This is a genomic window from Nocardia sp. NPDC003345 (assembly GCF_053589395.1).
The window spans coordinates 1-4,808 of sequence record NZ_JBSFRU010000419.1 but is presented as its reverse complement, the minus strand read 5'-3'; the positions used below and the strand labels follow the sequence as shown (position 1 = coordinate 4,808).

The window sequence follows — 4,808 nt, the reverse complement described above, 5'->3', positions numbered from 1 at the left end:
CCGCCCTGGACCGGTTCGTCGCCGACGGTTTTCCGGTGCTGGTCGGCGCCTCCCGTAAACGCTTCCTGGGCTCGCTGCTGGCCGATTCCGAGAACCCGCGCCCGCCCGCGGGCCGGGATACCGCTACCGCGACCGTCTCGTCGCTGGCCGCCTGGCACGGCGCGTGGGGCGTCCGGGTGCACGATGTGCTGGGCTCCCAGGACGCGATCGCGGTGACCGACGCCTGGCGCCGGGCGCAGCGCGGGGGAGATCCCGGGTGAGCGCCGCGCCGGACCGGATCGAATTGCGCGGTCTCCGGGTCTTCGGGCATCACGGAGTCTTCGAACACGAACGCCGCGACGGCCAGGAATTCCTGGTGGATCTCACTGTCTGGACCGATATCTCCGCCGCTGCGGCCACCGACGATCTGGCGCACACCGTGGATTACGGCGCGCTGGCCGAGCTGGCCGTCCGGATCGTCCAGGGGCCGCCGCGCGATCTGATCGAAACCGTCGCCGCCGAGATCGCCGACTGGGTGCGCGAGGTACCCGGTGTCGCGGATGTCGAGGTGGTGCTGCACAAACCGGGCGCCCCCATTCCGCATCGGTTCGCCGATGTCCGGGTGGTCACGTCGGGCCATCGGAATCGGGGCCGGGCATGACCCGCGCCGTACTGTCCATCGGCTCCAATATGGGGGATCGGCTGGAACTGTTGCGCGGTGTCGTCACCGGGTTCGGGGCGCGCGTCCGCGCGGTATCGCCGGTGTACCGCACCGCACCCTGGGGCGGGGTCGAGCAGGAGGACTTCCTCAACGCGGTGGTGGTCGCCGAGGATCCGGCCTACGACTGCCACGACTGGCTGCGGCACGGTCAACGGCTCGAACAGGCCGCCGGGCGGGAGCGGACGGTGCGCTGGGGCGCCCGCACTCTCGACGTGGACGTCGTGTGGTGCGCGGAAACCGCCGAGGGCGGAAAGCGGCCGTGCCGCGTCGCCGACCCCGATCTGACGCTGCCGCATCCCCAGGCGCACAATCGTGCCTTCGTACTGGTCCCGTGGCTCGATGTGGAGCCCGGCGCGGTACTCGAGGTCGACGGTGGCGCACACCGGGTCCGTGATCTGCTCGCCGCCCTGGACCCGGCCGAGACCGCGGGCGTACACCGCACCGCGTACGAGTTGATTCCCGCCGCGGGAGCGGCACCATGACCCTCACCGCCGCGGGAGCGGCGCCATGACACTCGGGGACAGCGATATGAACACCAGTGGTGGTCCGGGCGGCGGGGACGACGGGGGGATGAAACTCGGTCCCACCAAGATCCGGGAACTCCTGGCCAATGTGCTGATAGCGGCGGTTATCGCCTGGGTGGCGACCCGGCTCGCGTATTCCAGTTTTCCGCCGATCTCCACCATCGCGGGCGCCTCGCTCTATCCGGTCGCGGCGCTGGAGGTCGCGCTCGGGTTCTATATCCGCAGCCGGGTGAGCAACCGCCAGATCGGCGCCGACCGGCGGCAGCTGCATCCGATCACGGTCGCCCGGGCGCTGGCGCTGGCGAAGGCGTCGGCGCAGGTGGGTTCGCTGGTCACCGGTGTCTGGCTGGGTTTCCTGCTGTGGGTGTTCCCGCAGCGCGGGGATCTGCGGGCCGCCGACGCGGACTATCCGGGCGCGCTGATCGGATGCGGCGCGGGTATCGCCCTCGCCCTGGCTGCCCTGTGGCTCGAGTACAGTTGCCGGGCGCCCGACGACCCCACCGATGATCCGGCCCCGTCGTGACGCCGGAGTGCCGTGATCGATCACGCCCATTCTGACCTGGGCGCGGCCTCGTATCGCGGCTACCCTTGCGGTCATGGTTTCACCGTCCCGCAGTAGTACTTCCGCGCGAGGCCGGGAGGATGCGGGCAGGCTCTTCCTCGGCGCTCTGGTTCTACTCGGACTGTTGGCCAGCGCCTTCCTGGTTCTCAGCGATAGCCTGCAGTACATCCGGGTGGGTCTGGTGGCGGCGTTGTGGGCCGCGGTGCTGGGGGCGTGGGGAGTGAGCCGGTATCAGGCACAGGCCCGGGAGATGCGCCGGGTGTACCGGCACGAGCTCGAGCGGGAGATCCATGCGCGGCGTGAGCACGAGTTCGGTGTGGAGGCGCGGGTCCGGGCCGAGGTGGGCGCGGAGGCCACCGAGATGGCCGCGTTGCGCGCCGAACTCGCGGTGCTGCGCCACCAGTTGCAGCGCCTCTTCGACGGTGATCTCCCGGAGGAACGTCCGGCCCTGCGGGCCACCGCGGTGCGGGTACACGAGCTACCCGGCGCCGAGGACCGGTCCGGGCCGGCGGCCGAGTGGCAGGCTCCGGACGAGGGCGAACGTCATGCGGTTGACGCGTGGGCCAATGCGGCGGCGAGCTGGTCGCACGCCGCCGACGGCTGGGTCGATCCCGGGCAGGGCGCGGCCGGCGACGCCGAGAGCGCCGATGACGCCGACCTCACCGGCAGCGGAACCGGTGCGGACACCGGCGATGCCCGGGATCGCGATCCCGGCACCCCGGTCTACGACACCGATCATCCGGACCGCCCCCGCTTCGCCGGGCCCGACGACGCTCCGGTGACCGCCGAAACCGCGATCGTCCGACTCGACCAGGACCCGCCGTGGAGCCGGTCCGCACCCGATATGTCCGGGCCCAGCTGGGCGGATGCGTTCACCGAGGTGGAATACGACTCCGAGAAGGCCGGCGCGGACGCGGCAGACCCTGCCGATACCGCGGGCAGCCCCGACTCGGCCCCCGAGGACGATCACCCCGGAACACCGGCATCGGCCCAGGGCGACGCCGAACCAGGGAAGTCCGGCCACCCCGCGCCCCCGGCTTCCGGGGCCGAATCGGAGACGCCGCCGTCGAAGGCGGATGCCGCCGAGCCGCGGGAGCGCGCGGGCCGTATCCCCGCCCCTCGTTTCCCGCGTTCGATGAACTCCCGGCGCCGCCGTACCCAGGCCGATCCGGCCGGCAACCGGAAGCTGTCGGTGGCCGAGATCATGGCGAACCTGCGCCGGGAAGAGGAGCAGCGCAGTTCCTGAAGTGCGGCGCACATCACCCGGCGCGGCATGGCGCGGCGGCCGTATGCCGCCCTATCCTCGACTCGTAACGTCCGGTACCCGCAAGGCGGGACTGGAACGACTTCGAGAGGACACTGTTGACCTCGCCACGCGTGACTCCTGGCAATCCGGCCGCGAGTGGTGATCCGGCGCCTGCACGACTGACGGTGGGAATCGTCTCGGCGGGACGTGTCGGATCGGCCCTCGGCGCCGCGCTCGAGCGCGCCGGACATGTGGTGTTCGGCGTAGCCGCGATTTCCGACGCCTCCGTGCGCCGCGCGCGGTCCCGGCTGCCCGAATCGCGGATCCTGCCCGTCGAAGAGGTCGCCGCCCGCAGCGAACTGCTGGTACTGGCGGTGCCGGACGCCGAGCTGGCCGGACTGGTACGTGGCCTGGCCGGATCGGGCAAGGTCCGGCCCGGCACGATCGTCGCCCACACCTCCGGCGCCAACGGGATCGGCGTGCTCGAGCCGCTACGCGAAGCCGGGGCGCTACCGCTGGCCCTGCATCCCGCCATGACCTTCACCGGTCACGACGAAGATCTCTCCCGCCTCGCCAATGCCTGCTTCGGGATCACCGCGGCCGACGAGATCGGTTACGCGATCGCGCAATCCTTGGTCATCGAGATGGGCGGAGAGCCGGTGCGGGTCGCCGAGGAGCAGCGCACGCTGTATCACGCCGCACTCGCACACGGCAGCAATCACCTGGTGACCCTGATCCTGGACGCCGTGGAGGCGCTGCGCACCGCGCTGGCCGGACCGGGCCTGCTGGGCCAGCAGACCGTCGACGATCAGCCCAACGGCCTGCCGGAACGGTTGCTGGCACCACTGGCCTCGGCGGCACTGGACAACGCGCTGCGGCGCGGCTTGTCCGCCCTGACGGGCCCGGTGGCGCGCGGCGATACCGCCGCCGTCGCCGCACATCTGGACGCGCTGGCGGCCGCCGACCCGCGGATCGCCGCCGGGTATCGCGCGCTGTCCTTGCGTACCGCCGAGCGGGCCCAGGCACCGGCGGAACTCCGCGAACTGCTGGAGGAGTACCGGTGACCCGATCCGCGCGCCGATATCCCATCCGACCGGTACCGGTATCGAAGGAGTCGCTATGACAGAGGTGACCCTGCGCGACGCGTACCGCGCCGGTGAACTGACCGTGCAGCACGATCCCGCCGTCATCGGCAAGGTCGTGCGGGCGCTGCGCGGTGCCGGGCGCACCGTCGGCCTGGTGCCCACGATGGGCGCGCTGCACGAGGGGCATCTGGAACTGGTCCGCCGGGCCAAGCGCACCAACCAGGTGGTGGTGGTATCCATTTTCGTCAACCCGCTGCAATTCGGCGCGGGTGAGGATCTGGACAGCTACCCGCGCACCCTGGACGCGGACGTCGAACTGCTGCGCGGCGAGGGCGTCGGCCTGGTGTTCGCGCCCAGCGCCGCCGAGATGTATCCCGCCGGCCCCCGTACCACCGTGCACCCCGGTCCGATCGGCAGTGACCTCGAGGGCGCGTCCCGGCCGACCCATTTCGCCGGCATGCTCACCGTGGTCGCCAAACTCCTGCAGATCGTGGGTCCGCACGAGGCGTTCTTCGGCGAGAAGGACTATCAGCAGCTGGCCCTGATCCGGCAGATGGCCCGCGACCTGAATTTCGACGCGAAGATCGTGGCGGTGCCCACCGTCCGCGAGGCCGACGGCCTGGCGATGTCGTCGCGAAACCGCTATCTGGAACCCGACCAGCGTGAACTCGCCACCACCCTGTCCGCGGCC

7 protein-coding genes are annotated in these 4,808 nt (G+C 71.3%); all 7 read left to right on the top strand.

Features of this window, described 5'->3' with window-relative positions; all coding sequences use genetic code 11:
- The coding region (locus ACWDU1_RS29690; RefSeq protein ID WP_450003523.1) for a dihydropteroate synthase at positions 1-260 on the top strand (260 nt) is incomplete at its 5' end.
- Positions 257-640, top strand: coding sequence for a dihydroneopterin aldolase (gene folB / locus ACWDU1_RS29685; protein WP_450003521.1), 384 nt, complete (start codon positions 257-259; stop codon positions 638-640). The genes ACWDU1_RS29690 and folB, both read left to right, overlap by 4 nt.
- Positions 637-1,182 (top strand): 2-amino-4-hydroxy-6-hydroxymethyldihydropteridine diphosphokinase, encoded by a 546-nt coding sequence (gene folK, locus ACWDU1_RS29680; protein ID WP_450003519.1) that lies wholly within the window; start codon positions 637-639, stop codon positions 1,180-1,182. The genes folB and folK overlap by 4 nt, the downstream gene beginning before the upstream one ends.
- Positions 1,183-1,270: 88 nt before the next feature.
- Complete coding sequence (locus ACWDU1_RS29675) at positions 1,271-1,747, top strand: DUF3180 domain-containing protein (protein WP_450003524.1); 477 nt, start codon at positions 1,271-1,273, stop codon at positions 1,745-1,747.
- A gap of 73 nt (positions 1,748-1,820) precedes the next feature.
- Positions 1,821-3,032: a DUF6779 domain-containing protein gene (locus tag ACWDU1_RS29670; protein ID WP_450003517.1), complete on the top strand. Its 1,212-nt coding sequence runs from the start codon at positions 1,821-1,823 to the stop codon at positions 3,030-3,032.
- A gap of 116 nt (positions 3,033-3,148) precedes the next feature.
- Positions 3,149-4,096: a Rossmann-like and DUF2520 domain-containing protein gene (locus tag ACWDU1_RS29665; protein ID WP_450003515.1), complete on the top strand. Its 948-nt coding sequence runs from the start codon at positions 3,149-3,151 to the stop codon at positions 4,094-4,096.
- Positions 4,097-4,151: 55 nt separating this feature from the next.
- The coding region (gene panC / locus ACWDU1_RS29660; RefSeq protein WP_450003514.1) for a pantoate--beta-alanine ligase at positions 4,152-4,808 on the top strand (657 nt) is incomplete at its 3' end.